The following is a 16178-nucleotide window of genomic DNA, read 5'->3' as shown; positions in this document are numbered from 1 at the left end:
TTCAAAGTCCTTGTCCAGACGTTTGAGTGTTCGATTTTCTGTTCATCACGAGCAAATAAAACATCGGAATCATAAAGATGGCGATAAAGGTCGCGCTGAGCATGCCGCCGATCACGCCGACCCCGACCGCATGCCGGCTGGCTGCACCAGGGCCAGTCGAAACCGCGAGCGGCAGCACGCCAAGCGTGAAGGCCATCGATGTCATCAGAATCGGGCGCAGCCGCAGGCGCGCAGCAAACAGCGCCGCGTCAAACGCGGTTTTGCCCTGCGCCTGCAAGTCCTTTGCGAACTCGACAATCAGAATGGCATTTTTTGCCGATAGGCCGACTGTCGTCAGCAATGCGACCTGAAAATACACATCGTTGGGCAGGCCGAGCAGCGTGACCGCGCCCAGCGCGCCCATTACGCCGAGCGGAACCGCAAGCAGAACCGAGAACGGAATCGCCCAGCTTTCATAGAGCGCGGCCAGACTCAGAAACACCACCAGAATCGAAATCGCATACAGCAGCGGCGCTTGCGCGCCGGATTGCCGCTCTTGATAGGACAAGCCGCTCCATTCATAGCCGATACCCGCCGGCAGTTGCTGAATCAGTTGTTCCATTTCGCGCATCGCCGCGCCGCTGCTTTTGCCTGGCGCGGCAAGTCCTTGGATACTCACCGCCGGCATGCCGTTATAACGCTCCAGCTTGGGTGAGCCGACACGCCAGCGCGTGGTTGTCAATGCCGACAGCGGCACCATGTCGCCGCGCGCATTGTTCACTTGCCAGCGGCCGATATCGTCCGGATTCATCCGGTACGGCGCATCGCCCTGGACAATCACCCTTTTAAAGCGATGATCGGTATCGAGAAAGTGGTTCACATAAGACGAGGCCCACGCGATTGCAAAACTGCGGTCGATTAAAGCCAGCGGAACGCCGAGCGCGCCCGCTTTTTCGCGGTCAACGTTCACTTCAAATTCGGGCGTATCGTCCAGTCCGTTCGCATACACCTGCGCGAACATTGGATTCTGACGTGTCATGTTGAGCAACTGGTCACGCGCGTTGATCAAGGCTTCATGTCCGAGTCCGGCGCGATCCTGCAACATCAGGCTGAATCCAGATGCATTGCCCAACTCCGGAATCGGCGGCGGCGCAATCGGAATGATCATTGCATCATTGAAATGTGAGAAGCGCTGGAATGTGCGCTGAATCAACGGACGCAGCGAACGGGATGAGCGCTTTTTCCAGTCTTTCAGCTTGACAAAGAGCAGGCCGGTATTCTGAGCGCTCCCTGAAAAGTTGAAGCCCGCGACCTCAAGCGTTGATTCGACGAGCGCGCGTTCCTCATTCAGCAAAGTGCGACTGACTTCGCCGAGCACGGCGCGCGTGCGTTCTTGCGTCGCGCCCGTCGCCGCGCGCACGCTAATCAAGAAACTGCCTTGATCTTCCAGAGGCAGAAAACTGGTCGGCAAACGAGAATAGAGCAGCGCTGCAGCGGCGAGCAGCGCGCCGTAAATGCACAGCCAGCGACGGCTGCGTGTCATCACGCGCCCGACGCCGGCTTGATAACGCGCACTGCTTTTTGCAAAGCCGCGGTTAAACGCACCGAAAAATGCGCCAACAAAGCCTTTCTTTGGCGCGTGCGCATGCGGCGTGAGCGGCTTGAGCACACTGGCGCATAGCGCGGGCGTCAAAAACAGCGCAACAAGCACCGAAAGCGCCATCGCGCAGACAATGGTGACCGAGAACTGCCGGTAAATCGCGCCGACCGATCCGCCAAAGAACGCCATCGGCACAAAAACGGCGGAAAGGACGAGTCCAATCCCGACCAGCGCGCCGCTGATTTGGCCCATCGCTTTGCGCGTCGCATCGCGCGGCGACAACCCTTCCTCGCGCATCACGCGCTCAACATTTTCAACGACGACAATTGCATCATCGACCAGCAAACCAATCGCCAGCACCATCCCAAACATCGAAAGTGTGTTGATCGAAAAACCCAGCGCGGCCATCACTGCGAAAGTTCCGAGCAGCACGACCGGCACGGCAATCGTCGGAATCAGCGTTGCGCGGACGTTCTGCAAAAACAGATACATCACCAGAAAGACGAGCGCGATGCCTTCAAAGAGCGTTTGAACGACCGAGCGGATGGAAATCTTCACGAAAGGCGTCGTGTCGTATGGATATTTGACCGTCAATCCCGGCGGGAAGTTTTTGGACAACGCCTCAATTCGCGCGCGCACCTGTTGCGCGGTTTGAAGCGCATTGGCGCCCGGCGCGAGCTGGATGCCAAAGCCCGCGGTCGGCTGGCCGTTATAGCGCGTATCGATGCGGTAGTTTTCCGCGCCAAGTTCGATGCGCGCGACATCGCGCAGACGCACCATTGCACCGTCCGATGCGGCTTTGAGCACTACATTGCCAAATTGTTCGGGCGTCCTGAGCAGCGTCGATTGGGTCATCGTTGCGTTCAGCCGCTGGTTCGGCGCGGCGGGCAAACCGCCAAGCTGGCCGCCGGCGATCTGGACGTTCTGCTCGGCCAGCGCGCGGGTGACATCGACCGGCGTTAAGCGGTAAGCGGCCAGTTGATCCGGATTCAACCAGATGCGCATCGCATAGGGGCTGCCGAAGAGCATCAACGCGCCAACGCCGTTGATCCGGCTGATGGAATCCTGAAGGCGGGAGGCGACATAGTTCGCCAGATCAACGCCATTCATGCGGCCATCAGTGGAAATCAGCACGGCGGCCATCAGAAAACCGCCGCTCGATTTACCCACATGCACGCCCTGTTGCTGCACAGCCGGCGGCAAGGACGGCATCGCCTGTTGCAGCTTGTTCTGAACCTGAATCTGCGCGGTATTGGGATCGGTCCCGGGCGCGAAGCTCAGCGTGACGGTCGCCGCGCCCGAACTCTCGCTCTCTGAAGAAAGGTAGAGCAGATGATCGAGCCCATTCATCTGCTGCTCGATGACTTGCGTCACCGTATTCTCAAGGGTTTGCGCCGATGCGCCCGGATAGAAGGCGTGGATTCTGACTTCCGGCGGCGCGAGGCTCGGGTATTGCGCGACCGGCAGCGTGCGAATCGCGAGTACGCCCGCGAGCATGCTGAACAGCGCGACAACCCACGCGAAGATCGGGCGGTCGATGAAGAAGTTGACCATGACAAGGGTTTGCTTTGAACGCTAGGATGTGGGCGCATCGTCCACAGACTGGGACGGCGGCGCGGAAGAGGGACGTTGTGCGCGGGCGGGCTGAACAGGCGCCGCTTTAACCGGCATGCCCGGCGTGATGTGCAGCATGCCCTGTTGCGCGCCTTGAACAACGACCCGTTCTCCTGCCTGCACGCCTTCTGAAACGATCCAATGACCCTCAAAAGTTTGAGTCACTTTGATCGAACGCAGCGCAGCCTTGCCGTCCTTGCCGACGACTAACACAGTCGCCTCGCCTTTCGGGTCGAAAGTCACGCTATTTTGCGGTATGAGCAGCGCGTTCGGATTGTTCCCTTGACGAATCTGCGCGCGGACAAACATCCCCGGCAGCAATAGACGGTCTGGATTGGGAAAACGGGCGCGCACATGCAGCGTGCTCGTGTCAAGGTCAATCATCGTGTCGGAAAACTGGAGCGTTCCGGTATGCGGATACCGGCTGCCGTCTTCAAGCGTGAGATTCACCCGAACTGCACCGGCGCGATCCGTCTGTAACCGGCCCGCGTCCATTTCACGGCGCAGACGCAGGCGTTCGGCGCTCGATTGGGTCAGATCGACCTCTATCGGGTCGATTTGCTGGATCGTTGCCAGCAGCGTTGCCGCGCCCGCCTGTACATAGGCGCCTGGCGTGACATAAGAACGACTGATTTGTCCGCGAATCGGCGCATGAACGCGCGTATAACCGAGATTGATCTGCGCCGCCTTGACGGCCGCCTGCGCGGCGGCGACTTCCGCCGCCGCTTGATCGCGCGCGGCGACGGTATTGTCATATTCCTGCCGGCTCACCGCGCCGGCAGCTACAAGCGGCGTATAACGTTCAGCTTGCGCGCGCGCGCTGGCTAAAGCCGCTTCCGCTTTCGCCAGGCTCGCGCGTGCACTGTCCAGCTTGGCTTGATAGGCGGCTTGATCGATGGTGTAGAGAGATTGCCCGGCCTTCACTTCGCCGCCTTCGGTGAAGGTGCGCTTTTCAACGATGCCATCAACGCGCGCCCGTATTTCAGCGATCAGAGACGCTGCGGTGCGACCGGACAATTCCGTTTCAACCGTGATGGCGCGCGGCGCCAAAATGAGAACGCCGACTTCGGGAACCTGCGGGGGCGGCGCGGACGGCGGCTTTTTGCAGGCGGACAGCGCGAGCGTTGCAGCGACAGCAATAGCCCAGCTAGAGCGAAGTGGCGCGACACGCATTAGGCAACCTCTATGAGATGTGGAATCCAGGCGCGCGCGTTGCAGTTTTTGAGCAGGCGCTTTGGGAAAGGCCACTGCAACGCTCATCCGTCCGAGGATTATAGAGAGAATTCAAACAGAAGCTGCAACGACTTTAAGCAGCCCGTTGAGCGCATATTCGGCGGCTTGGTTGCGGACTTGGCAACGATTGCCGCTGAAGCGTTGCATTTCGTCTGAAGTCCGCCATCGGCTGCTCCATGCAAAGCACACGGCGCCTACAGGCGCACGCGCAGTACCGCCGCCGGGACCGGCAACCCCCGTAATGGAGAGCGCAACGCGCGCATGACTGTTACGCAGCGCGCCCTCGGCCATTGCGCGCGCAACGGGCCGGCTGACCGCGCCGTATTGTTCGATGATTTCGGCGGGTATGCCAAGCAGTTCAGTTTTGGATGCGTTGGAATAAGTGACAAAGCCGCGCTCGAACCAGGCGCTGCTGCCGGCAATGTCTGTGATGGCGGCGGCGACTACGCCGCCGGTGCATGATTCGGCCGTGACGAGCGTTAACCGCGCCTGTTTTAGTACACGGCCGACTTGCACTGCAAGCGAGTGCAGATCGAGGACAAGACTTATATTCTTCAAAAACTCTCTAATGAATGCTCTTCCAAAACGCCATAACAAATAGCGTGTAGAAAGCAGCGATAAGATCGTCAAACATGATGCCGAACCCACCTGTAAAACGGCGCTCGAAAAATCGAATCGGCGGCGGCTTGACGATATCGAAAAGACGGAAGAGCGCGAATGCGGCGCATTGCATTGCAAAGGAAGCGGGCATCACGAAGAATAAGACCAGCCAAAACGCGACCACTTCGTCCCAATTGGCCGCCGCGGGATCATGAACGCCAAGCGCGCGCGCCGCCGCGCCGCAGGCAATCACGCCGATGCCGAAGCCGGCGATGATCAGCGCAATCCAATGCGCTGGTGCGAGTATGCGTTCGAGCAATACAAAGGAGAGCCAGCCGAGCAGCGCGCCGACGGTGCCCGGCATCCACGGAAAGAGTCCGCTGCCGAGGCCAAGCGCAATCCAGTGAAGCGGGTGCGCGCGTAGGAAGCGCAGCGTCGGACGTTTTTTAGAAGTCATTTATATATAGCCAAGCGCATTTAATAGACTTCTTTTAAAACCTCGCTGGCAAGGCATGCCGACGCAGACAGTGCAAGTAGCACGGCAAGGAGGCATAACGCCGCCAGCGAGGTTTTAAAAGAAGGCTAATCTGCATCGGATTGGAAATGGTCGAAGCTGTGTATGGAGAGAGGCAACGTAACGCCGCGGGCATCTTGCCAGCGGATGCGCGCGCGCGATGCGTCCAATGGCAGGATTGTACCGATGCGCGTTAAAGGCAGGTTCAGGCGCGCGCTGATGTCGGCAATGGCGGCGCGCGCGCCGACGGGCGCGGTAAAACACAGTTCATAATCGTCTCCGCCGCCAAGGGCGCAGCGCCGCTGGATATCGGGCGGCATGCGCGCGAGCGCCGCCGAGCGCGGGACTTGGTCGATGTCAATCACCGCGCAGACATTCGAGCGTGTGAGCAGATGCATCAAATCGCCCGTGAGTCCGTCGGACAGATCAATCGCTGCGTGCGCAATTCCGGTGAGCGCGCGGCCAAGCGCAATCCGCGGCTGCGGCCAGTCGAGCGCGCGCTGAACGCGCGGCCAAGCGCAATCCGCAACCGTCCATTCACCGCGCCATCCGCCGAGCGCCAGCCGCGCATCGCCGAGCCAGCCGGATATCCAGACATCATCGCCCGCGCGCGCGGCATCCCGCCTGAGCGCGCGCGCGGCGTTGAGATCGCCTAGCACGGTGATGCAAATCNTGCGCGGCCCCGCCGNCGTATCGCCGCCAATCAGTTCGCATCCGTATTGATCGGCGAGCGCGAACACGCCTTCGGAAAACGGCGCGAGCCAGTCTTCGCGCGCCTCCGGCAGCGCAAGCGCGAGGGTAAATGCGCGCGGCGCCGCGCCCATTGCGGCCAGATCGGACAAATTGACCGCGAGCGCTTTATGGCCCAGCGCGCGCGGATCGACGTTTGAGAAAAAATGACGCCCTTCAACCAGCATATCGGTTGAAATCGCGAGTTGGGCATCATCCGTATCGTTGATCAGTGCACAGTCATCCCCAATGCCTAGAGCGGTTTTCAGCGGCCTGCGCGGCGGCGCTTCCGCGTTGTCGATCGCTGCCGCGCGTTCCGGCTGCGCGCGCGCTCTGTGCGTAAAAAACCGCTCGATGAGCTCAAATTCGCTCAAATGGCGCGCGTGGCGCGATTTTTCCCGTACCATATAAGATTTCTACCGTAGTAGATTTTTAAATTCTGACGTTCATGTCAATTTCAACCGATTCGAAAAAGCCTTCCAGCGCTGAGCCAGCGGATCATCTACGTCGTTCAGCACTCGATTATCATGAATTTCCAACGCCAGGGAAAATCACCGTCACGCCGACCAAGCCCTTGCTGAATCAGCGCGATTTAGCGCTCGCTTATACCCCGGGCGTTGCGGCGGCATGCGAGGCGATTAAAACGGATCCGCTGGCCGCTGCGCGCTTTACCGCGCGCGGCAATCTGGTGGCCGTGTTGACCAATGGAACGGCGGTGCTGGGTCTGGGCGATATCGGTCCGCTGGCATCCAAACCGGTAATGGAAGGCAAGGCGGTGCTTTTCAAGAAATTCGCGGGCATCGATGTGTTCGATATTGAAGTGAACGAACAGAAGCCATCCAAGCTGGTCGAGGTCATTGCTGCGCTTGAACCGACATTCGGCGGCATCAATCTGGAAGATATCAAGGCGCCGGAGTGCTTCATTGTCGAGCGCGAATGCCGCAAGCGGATGAAGATTCCGGTGTTCCACGATGACCAGCATGGCACGGCGATTGTCGTGGCGGCGGCCATACTCAATGGTCTGAAAGTCGTCGGTAAAACGCTGGATACCGTCAAACTGGCGACCTCCGGCGCGGGCGCGGCGGCGCTCGCGTGTCTGGATTTATTGGTCGATCTGGGCTTGCGGCCTGAACATATTTGGATGACCGATCTGGCCGGCGTTGTCTATCAGGGCCGCGCTGAACTGATGGACGTGTATAAAGCGCGCTTTGCGCAACAGACGTCCGCACGGACGTTGGATGAGGTCATTGAAGGCGCCGATATTTTTCTCGGCTTGTCTGCCGGCAGGGTGTTGAAGCCGACGCAGGTTCAACGGATGGCGCCGCAGCCGCTGATTTTCGCGCTCGCCAATCCAACGCCGGAAATCCTTCCGGAACATGCGCTCGAAGCGCGGCCAGATGCAGTGCTGGCCACTGGCCGAACCGATTATCCGAATCAGGTCAATAACGTCCTGTGTTTTCCGTTTATCTTCCGCGGCGCGCTCGATGCGGGCGCAACGACCATTACCCGCTCGATGGAAATCGCGGCGGTGCATGCGCTGGCTGAACTGGCGCAGCAGGAGCAAAGCGATGTGGTCGCCAGCGCCTACGGCGTTCAGGATATTTCATTCGGCCCGCAATATCTGATTCCCAAGCCCTTCGACCCGCGCCTGATTGTATGGATTGCGCCCGCCGTTGCGCAGGCGGCGATGGATTGCGGCGTCGCGACGCGCCCGATTGAGGATATGGAGGCGTATCGGCAGCAGTTGCAGCAGTTCGTCTATCAAAGCGGCACGATGATGAAGCCGATCTTTGCGGTTGCGCGCAATGCGCCGTCGGAACATAAGCGCATCGTATTCGGTGAAGGCGAGGAAGAGCGCGTGCTGCGCGCGGTGCAGATCATTGTCGATGAAAAAATCGCGCGTCCGGTTCTGATTGGCCGGCCCGCCGTGATTGAGCAGCGCATTGCGCGCTATGGCCTGCGCCTTTCGCCAGAGCGGGATTTCACCATCGTGAATCCGGAGCATGATGCACGTTACCGTGATTATTGGCAGACGTATTACCACATGATGGCGCGTCAGGGCATTACCAAGCAGCTGGCGAAACTGGAAATGCGCCGGCGCACAACGCTGATTGGCGCGATGTTGCTGAAAAAGGGCGAGGCGGACGGAATGATTTGCGGGATGATCAGCACCACGCATCGCCATTTGCATTTTATTCATCAAGTGATTGGCCGGCGCGCCGGCTGCCCGGTGTACGCCGCGATGAACGGCCTGATTCTGCCTGGCCGGCAGGTTTTTCTGGTCGATACGCATGTCAATATCGATCCGACGCCGGAACAACTGGCTGAAATCACGCGGATGGCGGCTGCAGAAATGCGCCGCTTTGGGATTGAACCCAAAGTTGCGCTGCTCTCGCACTCCAGTTTCGGCTCAAGCGCCGCGCCGTGCGCGCAGAAAATGCGCGAAGTCCTGGCCATCGTGCGCGCACGCGCGCCGGAACTGGCGATTGATGGTGAAATGCAGGGGGATTGCGCGCTGGATGCGGGGTTGCGGCAGGAGACCGTACCCGATTGCGCCTTTGATGAAGCGGCCAATTTGCTGGTTTTTCCGAATATCGACGCCGCGAATATCGCCTATAACCTGTTAAAGAGCGCGGCGGGCAACAATATTTCGATTGGCCCGATCCTGCTTGGCGCTGCGCGTCCTGTGCATATCCTGACCACGGCGGCGACGGTGCGGCGGATTGTCAATATGACCGCGCTGGTCGTCGCGGACGCAGTGGCTGCTAGAGCCTTTTTCGGTGCGTCCGCACCATGCGCAAGCGCGCAGCGACGTAGTGCAAGCCATTGAAAAATGCTCTAAAAGGAATGATGGATGAATCTCCGCTTATCTCAAGCCGTGCGATGGACAGGGCGCGCCACATATGCAACGGTGCGCTATAGCGCACGACTGGCGCACCGTTTCACGCTTGCGGTCGGACTGATCGCTATCCTGATTGCGCTGACATTCTGGCTATCGCCCTTATGGCGTCAGGCATTCACTGCGCAGTTAAGGATGGTGTTCAGCGCAACCGCGCCGCCGGATTTCAGGCGTTTGCTGGCGGATGATTCCAGTCCAGCCCGGATGCGCTATCCATCAGGCCAAGGCGCGCTCGCATCTAGAGCATTTTTCAGTCAATCTGCCCAAGAAGCGAGCGCGAAGACAGTATGCACAATACGGCGAGCGCGAAGCGACATAGGGAAAATCAATGAAAAATGCTCTAAACCTGAGCGCCGCATCGCTCAATCCCCAAAGCAGGCCCGTATTTCCGATTACCTCGCACACCGTTACCGCGTTGCGCGCATGCCAGTTGGCAATCTCGTTAAAGCCGCCTTCTCAGTCGGCCAGGAGTTTGATCTTGATCCGCTGCTATTATTGGCGGTGATAGCGATTGAATCCCGCTTTAATCCCTATGCCGAAAGCGGAGTAGGCGCGCAAGGGTTGATGCAGGTCATGTCCAGGGTGCATTTAAATAAATTTGATTATTTCGGCGGGCCGGAGGCAACGCTCGATCCGCTCGTCAATCTCAAGGTCGGCGCATTGATTCTGAAAGAGTGTATTGCGCGGGGCGGGTCGTTGACGGAAGGTTTGCGGCGTTATGTAGGCGCGCTGCCGTCCAGCCAGAGCAGCTACGCTGGGAAAGTGCTGGCTGAGCGCAGGCTGCTGCACAATGTGGCGCGCGGTTTGAATGTTTCTGTGTACGCTTCACGCGGCACGCACACTTGAAGCGCGCACCGTCTAGGCTCGGAAGAAATTGCCCGAAGTGCGCCGCCGTCGCAAGCGGCTTTTAAGTGCGGGGTTCCAAAGCGCGAATGCGCGCCAGCACAGTCTCGCGTCCAAACAATTCAAGCACAGCATCGATTGAGGGGGTGCGCGTGGTGCCGGTCGTGAGTAGACGGACCGGCATCGCGAGCTGCGGCATTTTAAGCGGATAGCGTTCAAGCGTGGCCGTGAATGCGCGATGAATAGCGCTGCGCGTCCATTCGATATCCTGCAGGGCCGCGGCAAGCCCGGTGAGCGCCGCGCTCACTTCCGGAGTCAGAGACCGCGCGTATTCGGCGTGATCGAGATGCGGCGTCCGGTAAAAAAGCGCCGCCTCAGCCGCCAAGTCCTTAAGCGTATAGGCGCGTTCCTTTAACAAGGCCACAACGCGCGTTAAAGGCGGCCCTTGCGTGAGATCGGAGGGCGCAATGCCCAGCGCGCGCAGGAAAGGTTGGACCCATTCGGCCAGGCGGGTATCGTCTGCGGACTGAATATAGTGATGATTCAGCCATTTGAGTTTATCCGGGTCGTACTGCGCCGGGGACTGGCCGAGATGTTCCAGGTCGAACCATGCCACAAACTGCTCGCGCGAGAAAATTTCGGCATCGCCATGTGACCAGCCCAGGCGCGCCAGATAATTCAGCACCGCCTCAGGCAGATAGCCTTCATCCCGGTATTGCAGGAGGCTCATTGCACCGGCGCGCTTTGACATTTTTGCGCCGCTCGCATCAAGCACCGTCGGTAAATGCGCATATACTGGCGGCGTCTGGCCAAGCGCACGCAGAATATGGATCTGGCGCGGCGTATTGTTGATGTGATCGTCGCCGCGAATGACATGCGTAATCCGCATATCCATATCGTCCACCACGGCGCAAAAATTGTACGTGGGCGTTCCGTCCGGGCGGGCAATCACCAGATCGTCCAGCATCCGGTTTGAAAACTCGATGGGGCCTTTAACGGCGTCCTGCCAGCGGACATGCCCCTCTTGGGGATTCCTGAAACGGATGACGGGTTCGACGCCGACTGGGGGCGCCGGCAATTTTTTGCCGGGTTCTGGCCGCCAGCGCCCATCGTAGCGGGGGGTAAGCCCCTGCGCGCGTTGATGCGCGCGCAACTCGTCCAGTTCATCCGCCCTCATATAGCAGCGGTATGCCAGACCCGCATCGAGCAGATCGGCAATCACTTGGGCATAGCGGGAAAGCCGCTGACTCTGGAAAAAAGGGCCTTCGTCAAAATCCAGGGAAAGCCATGCCATACTGTCAAGAATGGTTTGCACCGCCGCATCGGTTGAACGTTCAGTATCGGTGTCTTCAATGCGCAGGATAAAAGCGCCGCCCTTATGACGCGCAAAGGCCCACGGATAGAGCGCAGAGCGGATATTGCCGAGATGGATCAGTCCCGTAGGACTTGGCGCAAAACGGGTGCGAATCTGGGAAGTCATCAAGGCTTAGGCTGATACAAGGCTTAATAAGGCTTATAGGGCGCCGGGCCGCACTGCGCGGATATTCCAGCCGAGCGCGTTATAAAGATGATAGCGGGCGACACCCAGATATTCCTTAAGCGCTAGATCGGTCACGGTGAAGTTATAAGAAATTGGGAATAAGGAACGGAAAGGGCGCAGGAAATCAGCGCGAATGCCGGACGCATCGATGCCGAAGTGCGCGAAATACAGCAGACTCCGGCGTATATGAAATCCGGAAGTGACCAGCGCGATCCGGTCGGGATGTAATTGCTCCAGCAAGGCGCGGCTGAACTGGGCATTCTGATAGGTATTCATGCTTTTTGTTTCAAGCAGCAGCTCGGAAGCCGCAACGCCCAGGCCGCGCAATATGCCGCCACAGACCTCCGCTTCCGAAGAGACCGTGATGTTGAGCGTCGCCGCCGCTGACAATAACGGTGCACCTCTGTCCGCTTTTCCGGCATGCCTGATAGAGGGCAAAGGTTTTCAGGATGCGCGCATACGCCAGAGTGCCCGCTTCCACTTGATGCGCGTCTGGAATCTGCACCGTGCCCGCCCCCAGCATCACAATGGCGTTTCGTTTGCCCCATTCAGGCGGCGCGTCATTCGCATAAGCCGCTTGCAAATCCGTCAATAACCATTGCGCAGGCAAACCGCTGCCAACGCTCCAGAAAAACAGGCCCGCGGCGCAGCAAAAGAATCCGCTGGTCCGAACCCATTTCAATAATGCACACCCAGCCGCAATCAGAAGCAGTACCAGAAGAAGAATAAAGGTCATGCTGCGGTTCAAGCGTCCGGAATATCCTAAGAACCTATCCACAAATCTACTGCGCGGACACGATGCTGCGTCCCGGAATTTTAAAACGGCGCGCGCCGGTAAAATGCCTTTCCCAGTATCGGTTATCCAGCGAGTCGATGCGAACGCGCCGACCTTTCGAGGGTGAATGTACAAACTGATGATTGCCAATAAAAATACCCACATGGGAAAAAGTGCGGCGCCTGGTATTAAAGAATACGAGATCGCCTGGTTTCAGATTATCCACAGTGATTTTGTTCCCGATACGGCTCATTGCATCCGCGCGGCGCGGCAGAGTCAACCCTAGGGTATTCTGAAAAACGTAGTGTACCAAACCGCTGCAATCAAAGCCTTTTTTGGGGGTATTTCCGCCATTGCGGTAACGCACCCCAATCTGTTTCAATGCATTGTCCACCACATCGCTGGCTCTGGACGCTATTTTTGAAAGCAGCCGTTGGGAGCCCTGCAGTGCGAAATTTGAGGGAGCCCGCGCCTGCTCCACCGGTTCAGGGAATATTGCACGGATTTTCTCGGCGGGCTCTTTTAAAATAAAAGGGTTGAAACTTGAACGGGGATGGGCGTGCGCGGCGGGCGTTGAAATCATCCATACAGTGGCGGACAGTGTCACAATGGCGCGCAATTTTGAGCGGAAGCAGTGCATGAACGATAAAACGGTAAAATCTTTACACCATATCACTAAATTTTATATTTGTTGAGGTTTTCATGGGTTTTCTTGCGGGTAAACGCATTCTACTGACGGGTCTTTTGTCGAACCGTTCTATCGCCTATGGCATTGCGCGCGCGTGCCGGCGCGAAGGTGCGGAACTGGCCTTCACTTACGCGGGCGAGCGGTTCAGGCCGCGCGTGACAGAACTCGCGCACTCCTTTGGCAGCGCGCTGGTTTTTGAATGTGATGTATCCGACGACGCGCAGATCGAGCGCACATTCACGGAACTGCAAAAACACTGGAATTGCCTGGAGGGTTTGGTCCATTCCATCGGTTTTGCGCCGCGCGAAGCGATTGCGGGCGATTTTCTGGATGGCCTGACGCGCGAGAATTTCCGCATCACGCACGATATTTCCGCCTACAGCTTTCCAGCGCTCGCCAAAGCGGCGCGGCCGCTGCTCTGTTCGGACGCTTCGCTGCTGACGCTGAGCTATCTGGGCGCTGAGAAGGTGGTCCCGAACTACAATACGATGGGCTTGGCCAAAGCCTCGCTTGAGGCGAGCGTGCGCTATCTGGCGGCATCGCTTGGCGCGCGCGGCATCCGGGTCAACGGTATTTCAGCGGGGCCGATCAAAACGCTTGCCGCGAGCGGCATCCAGGATTTTTCAAAAATGCTGGATTGCGTTGAAGCCAACGCGCCGTTGCACCGTAACGTCACGATTGAACAAGTGGGCAACACCGCCGCTTTCCTGTTATCCGATCTGGCCGCAGGCATCAGCGCGGAAATCATTCATGTCGATAGCGGCTTTCACGCCGTGATGGGCGGAATGAATACTGTGGCGGACGAGCGTTAGAACCTATTTACGATCTGTCGCGAGCGCCCGTCAGCCAAGGAGGGCCCGCCGGAACGCTGCCCGAGGGACCCGCGAAGCGGGATCGGGCCGTGAAGGCGGGCCACAAGCCGCGCAGCAACCCGGCGGGCAGTGCGCCGCTCCGGGGTCGCCTCCATCGCAAAGCGAGGCAGACCTGCTCCGCCCTGCGCGGCGCAGCGCAGGAACCGGAGCATATATGAAATATGTGAGGATGCCGAGCACCGCCCGACGCGAGATCACGGGCACGCAGCAAGATCGTAAACAGGTTCTGAGCGTGCCCACATTTTTAAGAGTAATCACCACGGCTGCCGCTGCGGGCATTCTGCTTCTGCAGGGCTGCGGTTTATTCCCAGCCGAACCCGCCCCATCGGTTGCCTCCCTGGCGGCGCGTATCCAGCGGCATATTGAGCAACCGCGTTTTTCCGCCGCTCAATGGGGGATCAAAATCGTATCGATGGATACCGGGCGCACCGTATTCGAGCGTAATGCGGATAAATACTGTATTCCCGCTTCGAACGCCAAGCTGTACACGGGCGCATTGGCGCTGGATGCTTTTGCGCCTGGAATGCGCATTCCGACCCGCCTGTATGCCACTGCCCCTATCGACTCAAAAGGTGTGACGAACGGCCATCTGGTGCTGTACGGACAGGGTGATCCAACATTCGGCGCGGCAACGGAAACCGGCGCGGCGCAGTCTCCATTCGATGCGCTGGCGGCACAACTGGCGCAGACGGGGTTAAAGCGCGTCCGCGGCCATCTGGTGATCAACGACCGTTATTTTGGGACGCCGCCCATCGGCGCGGGCTGGCAGGCGGATGATCTGCAATGGAGCTATGGCGCGCAAGCGTCTGCGCTCACGGTGAATGAAAACACATGGACGCTGACGGTCAAACCGGCGGCGCAGGCGGGTCAGCCCTGTGACATCATCCAGGAAACCCCGTGGATTAAAAAAGGCGAGGAGGGCGAAGAGGACGCTGCGCCGCAGCCGGTCAACATCGTCAACCGCACATTCACGGCGGCGGCGGGCGACGCGCGCGGCATTGGCCTGTACCGGGCGCCCGGCAGCGATACGCTTTATGTATTCGGCAGCCTTGCGCTGAACGATGCGCCTCGGCAAAGCGCGCTCGCACTGCCTCATCCTTCCGAGGCCATCGGACGCGCATTGCAGGCCGCGCTTGAGAAATATCGGATTTCCATCGATGGCGGTCTGCGCATCGCGCACTGGCTGGACCCTGAGCCGCAGGATATTCCGGAACGCTGGATACCTTTGGCGCGGCTGGAATCGCCGCCGCTTGCGGATTTGCTCAAACAAATGTTCAAACGTTCGCAGAATCTGTACGCGCAGGATTTATTTCTTCAGGTCGGACGCCAGACTGCCGGGACGGCGCCGGCAAGCGCGTGCGCGCCTGCAGGACTCTCGTGTACAACCGAGCAGTGGGGCGTGTACGCACTGAATCATTTTCTGCCGCGGGCGGGTATTCAGCCGGATTGGGCGCGGATTCAGGAAGGCAGCGGCCTGGCGCGCGCTAACCTGGTGACGCCTGCGGCGACGGTTGCGCTGCTCCAGTATATGAACCGTCATTCCGCCGCGCGGATTTTCAAAGAGGCGCTGCCGGTTGCCGGCGTGGACGGCACGCTCAAAAACCGGATGAAAAACACGGCGGCGCAAAACAATGCGCGCGCCAAAACGGGCACCCTGCAATATGTGTACGCATTATCCGGCTATGTCACCACCGCGGCTAAAGAGCGTCTCGCCTTTTCCATCATGCTGAACCATTACGCGCCGCCGAAACCCGGTTCAAAGGTTCCGCCTGCGCCGCCGCCCATCGAGGACATCGATGCGATTGTGGTGCGCCTGGCTGAATTCTCTGGACATTCCTGAGTCATCCTCATTCTGGAAGTCGTGCGCAGCAGCGGGTTAGGCACTGGGCGCGGCGCGCACAGCAGGATTTTACACAGGTTCTAGAGCATTTTTCAGTCGATTTGCCCGAGGAGCGAGCGCGAAGACAGTATGCACAATACGGCGAGCGCGAAGCGACATAGGGAAAATCAGTGAAAAATGCTCTAAAAAAATGCTTTAAGCACCAAGGATGCAACGCCTGCAGCGATAAAGCCCAATATCCATTTTAAGAATTTAAGCTCACCGTCGACGTTCGCAAATTTGGCCTCTATGCGTAATTCGAGCTCACGTAAATCGCTCTTGGTTGCAACCTCTGAGAAGGCTTGTGATTCCCGTACCGCATCCGTCAGAGCCTCCGCCTGTTTTTCATTAAATCCGGCGCCTTTGAGTGTACGGACAAATTTATGTGTATCGAATGCGGCGAGCGTCATCGT

General features: G+C 58.7%; 14 protein-coding genes. 4 read left to right on the top strand and 10 right to left on the bottom strand.

Annotated features, from left to right (window positions below; all coding sequences use genetic code 11):
- Window position 1: 1 nt before the first annotated feature.
- From CAGGBEG34_RS01560 to thiL, 5 genes are all read right to left on the bottom strand, one after another.
- Window positions 2-3133, bottom strand: coding sequence for an efflux RND transporter permease subunit (locus CAGGBEG34_RS01560; RefSeq protein WP_006682144.1), 3132 nt, complete (start codon window positions 3131-3133; stop codon window positions 2-4).
- Between the two features lie 21 nt (window positions 3134-3154).
- Window positions 3155-4366: an efflux RND transporter periplasmic adaptor subunit gene (locus CAGGBEG34_RS01555; RefSeq protein ID WP_006682143.1), complete on the bottom strand. Its 1212-nt coding sequence runs from the start codon at window positions 4364-4366 to the stop codon at window positions 3155-3157.
- Between the two features lie 111 nt (window positions 4367-4477).
- Window positions 4478-4984, bottom strand: a complete 507-nt coding sequence (locus CAGGBEG34_RS01550; protein WP_006682142.1) for a CinA family protein — start codon at window positions 4982-4984, stop codon at window positions 4478-4480.
- Window positions 4985-4991: 7 nt separating this feature from the next.
- Entirely contained in the window at window positions 4992-5483 is a 492-nt protein-coding gene (locus CAGGBEG34_RS01545; RefSeq protein WP_006682141.1) for a phosphatidylglycerophosphatase A family protein, read from the bottom strand.
- A gap of 125 nt (window positions 5484-5608) precedes the next feature.
- On the bottom strand, window positions 5609-6676 hold the full coding sequence (gene thiL / locus CAGGBEG34_RS01540) for a thiamine-phosphate kinase (RefSeq protein ID WP_006682140.1): 1068 nt from the start codon (window positions 6674-6676) through the stop codon (window positions 5609-5611).
- A 47-nt stretch (window positions 6677-6723) separates the two neighbouring features.
- Here thiL and CAGGBEG34_RS01535 point away from each other — a divergent pair, with 47 nt between their 5' ends.
- Both CAGGBEG34_RS01535 and CAGGBEG34_RS10935 read left to right on the top strand, forming a co-directional pair.
- On the top strand, window positions 6724-9099 hold the full coding sequence (locus CAGGBEG34_RS01535) for an NADP-dependent malic enzyme (protein ID WP_042687616.1): 2376 nt from the start codon (window positions 6724-6726) through the stop codon (window positions 9097-9099).
- A gap of 24 nt (window positions 9100-9123) precedes the next feature.
- Window positions 9124-10014: a transglycosylase SLT domain-containing protein gene (locus CAGGBEG34_RS10935; RefSeq protein WP_006682138.1), complete on the top strand. Its 891-nt coding sequence runs from the start codon at window positions 9124-9126 to the stop codon at window positions 10012-10014.
- Between the two features lie 61 nt (window positions 10015-10075).
- On the opposite strand, the gene gltX is transcribed toward CAGGBEG34_RS10935, so the two are convergent.
- The 4 genes from gltX to CAGGBEG34_RS01515 are packed head-to-tail and all read right to left on the bottom strand — an operon-like array spanning window position 10076 to window position 12966.
- Entirely contained in the window at window positions 10076-11491 is a 1416-nt protein-coding gene (gltX, locus tag CAGGBEG34_RS01525; RefSeq protein WP_006682137.1) for a glutamate--tRNA ligase, read from the bottom strand.
- A 33-nt stretch (window positions 11492-11524) separates the two neighbouring features.
- The gene (locus tag CAGGBEG34_RS11550) at window positions 11525-11878 is read right to left on the bottom strand and encodes an ElyC/SanA/YdcF family protein (RefSeq protein ID WP_050009272.1); all 354 of its coding nucleotides are present in this window, start codon (window positions 11876-11878) and stop codon (window positions 11525-11527) included.
- Window positions 11838-12287 carry a hypothetical protein gene (locus tag CAGGBEG34_RS11545; RefSeq protein ID WP_050009271.1) on the bottom strand — a complete coding sequence of 150 codons (450 nt, stop codon included), beginning with the start codon at window positions 12285-12287 and terminating at the stop codon, window positions 11838-11840. Before CAGGBEG34_RS11545 ends, CAGGBEG34_RS11550 begins: the two co-directional genes overlap by 41 nt.
- Before the next feature lie 46 nt (window positions 12288-12333).
- Window positions 12334-12966, bottom strand: coding sequence for a C40 family peptidase (locus tag CAGGBEG34_RS01515; RefSeq protein ID WP_006682136.1), 633 nt, complete (start codon window positions 12964-12966; stop codon window positions 12334-12336).
- 62 nt (window positions 12967-13028) lie between these two features.
- On the opposite strand from CAGGBEG34_RS01515, the gene fabI reads away from it, so the two are divergent.
- Both fabI and dacB read left to right on the top strand, forming a co-directional pair.
- Window positions 13029-13826, top strand: a complete 798-nt coding sequence (fabI, locus tag CAGGBEG34_RS01510; RefSeq protein ID WP_006682135.1) for an enoyl-ACP reductase FabI — start codon at window positions 13029-13031, stop codon at window positions 13824-13826.
- A gap of 214 nt (window positions 13827-14040) precedes the next feature.
- Window positions 14041-15726 carry a D-alanyl-D-alanine carboxypeptidase/D-alanyl-D-alanine endopeptidase gene (gene dacB, locus CAGGBEG34_RS01500; protein WP_006682134.1) on the top strand — a complete coding sequence of 562 codons (1686 nt, stop codon included), beginning with the start codon at window positions 14041-14043 and terminating at the stop codon, window positions 15724-15726.
- Between the two features lie 182 nt (window positions 15727-15908).
- Here the strand turns inward: dacB and CAGGBEG34_RS01495 are convergent, their stop codons facing one another.
- Window positions 15909-16175, bottom strand: a complete 267-nt coding sequence (locus CAGGBEG34_RS01495; RefSeq protein WP_006682133.1) for a coiled-coil domain-containing protein — start codon at window positions 16173-16175, stop codon at window positions 15909-15911.
- Between the last annotated feature and the right edge of the window lie 3 nt (window positions 16176-16178).

Source organism: Candidatus Glomeribacter gigasporarum BEG34 (assembly GCF_000227585.1).
GTDB lineage: Bacteria > Pseudomonadota > Gammaproteobacteria > Burkholderiales > Burkholderiaceae > Glomeribacter > Glomeribacter gigasporarum_B.
Note: the sequence above shows the minus strand (reverse complement) of the source record. Positions and strands in the feature narration are given on the sequence as shown.

Bases quoted from the DNA above. Each gene is read 5' to 3' on its own strand.
- CAGGBEG34_RS01560 (WP_006682144.1), bottom strand. From the start codon at position 3,133: ATGGTCAACTTCTTCATCGACCGCCCGATCTTCGCGTGGGTTGTCGCG.
- CAGGBEG34_RS01555 (WP_006682143.1), bottom strand. From the start codon at position 4,366: ATGCGTGTCGCGCCACTTCGCTCTAGCTGGGCTATTGCTGTCGCTGCA.
- CAGGBEG34_RS01545 (WP_006682141.1), bottom strand. From the start codon at position 5,483: ATGACTTCTAAAAAACGTCCGACGCTGCGCTTCCTACGCGCGCACCCG.
- CAGGBEG34_RS10935 (WP_006682138.1), top strand. From the start codon at position 9,124: ATGAATCTCCGCTTATCTCAAGCCGTGCGATGGACAGGGCGCGCCACA.
- gltX (WP_006682137.1), bottom strand. From the start codon at position 11,491: ATGACTTCCCAGATTCGCACCCGTTTTGCGCCAAGTCCTACGGGACTG.
- CAGGBEG34_RS11545 (WP_050009271.1), bottom strand. From the start codon at position 12,287: ATGACCTTTATTCTTCTTCTGGTACTGCTTCTGATTGCGGCTGGGTGT.
- CAGGBEG34_RS01515 (WP_006682136.1), bottom strand. From the start codon at position 12,966: ATGCACTGCTTCCGCTCAAAATTGCGCGCCATTGTGACACTGTCCGCC.
- fabI (WP_006682135.1), top strand. From the start codon at position 13,029: ATGGGTTTTCTTGCGGGTAAACGCATTCTACTGACGGGTCTTTTGTCG.
- dacB (WP_006682134.1), top strand. From the start codon at position 14,041: ATGAAATATGTGAGGATGCCGAGCACCGCCCGACGCGAGATCACGGGC.
- CAGGBEG34_RS01495 (WP_006682133.1), bottom strand. From the start codon at position 16,175: ATGACGCTCGCCGCATTCGATACACATAAATTTGTCCGTACACTCAAA.